At 47.1% G+C, this 2,806-nt stretch carries 3 protein-coding genes and 1 tRNA gene; 2 read left to right on the forward strand and 2 right to left on the reverse strand.

The features are described from left to right. The coding region (locus tag ACY69O_RS07640) for a metal ABC transporter substrate-binding protein (protein ID WP_462332875.1) at positions 1 to 604 on the forward strand (604 nt) is incomplete at its 5' end. Positions 605 to 691: 87 nt separating this feature from the next. On the opposite strand, the gene ACY69O_RS07645 is transcribed toward ACY69O_RS07640, so the two are convergent. Next, on the reverse strand, positions 692 to 1,048 hold the full coding sequence (locus tag ACY69O_RS07645) for an HU family DNA-binding protein (protein WP_462332876.1): 357 nt from the start codon (positions 1,046 to 1,048) through the stop codon (positions 692 to 694). A 289-nt stretch (positions 1,049 to 1,337) separates the two neighbouring features. Here ACY69O_RS07645 and trpB point away from each other — a divergent pair, with 289 nt between their 5' ends. Continuing rightward, on the forward strand, positions 1,338 to 2,561 hold the full coding sequence (gene trpB, locus ACY69O_RS07650) for a tryptophan synthase subunit beta (RefSeq protein ID WP_462332877.1): 1,224 nt from the start codon (positions 1,338 to 1,340) through the stop codon (positions 2,559 to 2,561). 118 nt (positions 2,562 to 2,679) lie between these two features. Here trpB and ACY69O_RS07655 read toward each other — a convergent pair. Continuing rightward, positions 2,680 to 2,755 (reverse strand) — tRNA-Thr (locus tag ACY69O_RS07655). Positions 2,756 to 2,806: the final 51 nt, after the last annotated feature.

The raw sequence follows: 2,806 nt of genomic DNA on the forward strand, positions 1-2,806 counted from the left end.
CAAAGTCGTAAAGGCCCAAAAAAATCTAAAACTCATCGAAGCATCAAAAGAACACATCGACTTTATTGAAGAAAACGGAGAACCAAATCCTCACGTCTGGCTCAGCGTCACTTCAAATATCGAACAGGTAAAGAACATCACCACTCAGCTGAAAGCCGCTGATCCAAAGCACGCCGAGGCATATCAGAAAAACGCTGACGAGTACATAAAGAAACTCGAAGCCCTCAAGAAAGAAATGCATGATGCGCTTGACTCTGTACCGAACAAGGATATCGTCACATTCCACGAGGCCTTCCCTTACTTTGCAAAAGAGTTCGGTCTTAAAATCATCGGTGTCGTAGAGCGCGAACCCGGCACGGAGCCAACCCCTGATGAACTGAAACAAACCATTGAGCAGGTAAAAGGGCTCTCCGCAAAAGCACTTTTTGCAGAACCGCAGTATGCTCCAAATGCGGCAAAAACGATTGCCCGTGAGACCGGAGCAGAGCTCTACTCTCTTGACCCTGTAGTAACAGGCGAAGCCAACGAACAGGCAGCGGATGCATACATAAAGACAATGCGTCTGAATATGGAAACTCTCAAAAAGGCACTCAGCTCAAAGTAACCGCAATAAAAAAATGCCGGTCGGAAATTATATCCGACTGGCATTTCTTTTTGTATACGTTTCTTCGGTTTCCCGAAAAAAATCAAATTAGAATTTGATGCTGGAACGGAACGTGAAAGCGTCCGATGCTTTGATCTGGATAGGTGCACCCGTCTGCGGATTGCGGCCCGTGCGTGCAGCACGATGTGTCTGCTTGAATGTGCCGAAGCCAACAAGACGAACTTCTCCGCCTTTAGCGACTTTTGCCACAACAGTTGCAAGAACAGCATCCAGAACGGCTTTCGTATCTTTTTTGGAGATAGCGCCTTCGAGCTTCTCAGCTACTGCATCAACGAGCATGCCCTTATTGACGACTTTCTTATCGCCGGCTTTTGCTGCTGCCTTCGGAGCAGCTTTTGCTACGACTGCCTGTTTTGATGCTTTTTTCTTGTTTTTCTTTGACATAGTGATACATCCTCCTCTGTCTTTGTAGGTAGAAATTTGACATCTACGAGTGTAATATTCGCTATTAATCTGAATTCTCCTTCTTTTTTTTGAAAAAATATTGTGTTTTCTCAAAAAAAATGTGATTTTTTTACTTTTACCGTTTTTTGCAGGCTTTGCCACCATTGAAACTCCTAAATTAACGTCCTTGTAAAATTTTTCTGACAAAGAAGGATTTTTCTTTTCCGCCATAAATGTTACAATGTAAACTGACGTCAGTCAAAAATCTACTCACCTAGGAGGAACCTTCATGGACTTTTCAAGATACTTAAAAGAATATCCGGATGCCGAGGGCCGTTTTGGCAAATTCGGAGGTGCATATCTCCCGGAAAAGCTTGTTCCCGCGTTCAAGCAGATTACTGATGATTATCTGACCATCTGCCATTCCTCGCAGTTTGTGCAGGAGCTCCGCCGTATCCGCAAGGAATTTCAGGGACGCCCTACTCCGGTGTACCACTGCGAGCGTCTGTCCCGTAAAATAGGTCACTGCCAGATTTACCTCAAGCGCGAGGATTTGAACCACACAGGCGCGCATAAACTCAATCACTGCATGGGCGAAGGTCTTTTGGCCAAGTTCATGGGCAAAAAGCGCATCATTGCAGAGACCGGTGCCGGACAGCATGGTGTAGCACTTGCTACGGCTGCAGCATATTTCGGACTCGAATGTACCATTTACATGGGTGAGGTAGATATCGCAAAGCAGGCTCCTAATGTTGCCCGTATGAAGGTTCTCGGCGCAAACGTCGTTCCGGTCACCCACGGTCTGAAAACTCTCAAGGAAGCCGTTGACGCTGCATTTGAGGATTATCTTGAGAACTACAAGGAAACCATCTACTGTATCGGTTCTGCTGTAGGTCCTCATCCGTTTCCAATGATGGTACGCGATTTCCAGATGGTTGTCGGCTATGAAGCCCGCGACCAGTTCCAGGAAATGATGGGCTTCCTCCCCGATGTTGTTACCGCTTGCGTAGGCGGTGGCTCCAACTCCATCGGAATGTTCGAAGCATTCCTCAATGACCCTGTAGAAATCGTCGGTGTAGAGCCGATTGGACGCAGCGAAAAAATGGGCGACCATGCCGCATCCATGAGCTACGGTTCCGAGGGTGTCATGCACGGCTTCAACAGCATCATGCTCAAGGACGAAAAAGGCGAGCCTGCACCTGTTTACTCTATCGCAAGCGGCCTCGATTATCCGTCCGTCGGACCTGAGCACGCCTTCCTTCGTGACTGCGGTCGCGTAAAATACGATATTGCAAGCGACGAAGAAGCTGTCGATGCATTCTTCAAGCTTTCACGCTATGAAGGTATCATTCCTGCACTTGAAAGCTCCCACGCAGTAGCGTATGCTATGCGCCGCGCAAAGGAAATGGGCACAGGCTCCATCCTCGTAAACTTAAGCGGACGCGGAGACAAAGACCTGGACTACGTAATCGAAAAATACGGCTACGGAGAAAAGTACAAAGACTTCAAGTAATTCAAAAACAGCAGGCGCCTTCCGATTTTACCCGGAAGGCGCTTTATTTCTTAACAGGCAATAATTGGACAACAGCACACAAAAAAGGCTTCCGATTTCTCGGAAGCCTTGATTTCAATGGAGCTGATGGTAGGACTTGAACCTATGACCTGCTCATTACGAATGAGCTGCTCTACCAACTGAGCTACATCAGCATGGTCAGCACGTCAACTGACAAAAAATATTATAACGGACGGGTTCTTGTC

The organism is Schwartzia sp. (in: firmicutes) (assembly GCF_978017985.1).

Bases quoted from the DNA above. Each gene is read 5' to 3' on its own strand.
- ACY69O_RS07645 (WP_462332876.1), bottom strand. From the start codon at position 1,048: ATGTCAAAGAAAAACAAGAAAAAAGCATCAAAACAGGCAGTCGTAGCA.
- trpB (WP_462332877.1), top strand. From the start codon at position 1,338: ATGGACTTTTCAAGATACTTAAAAGAATATCCGGATGCCGAGGGCCGT.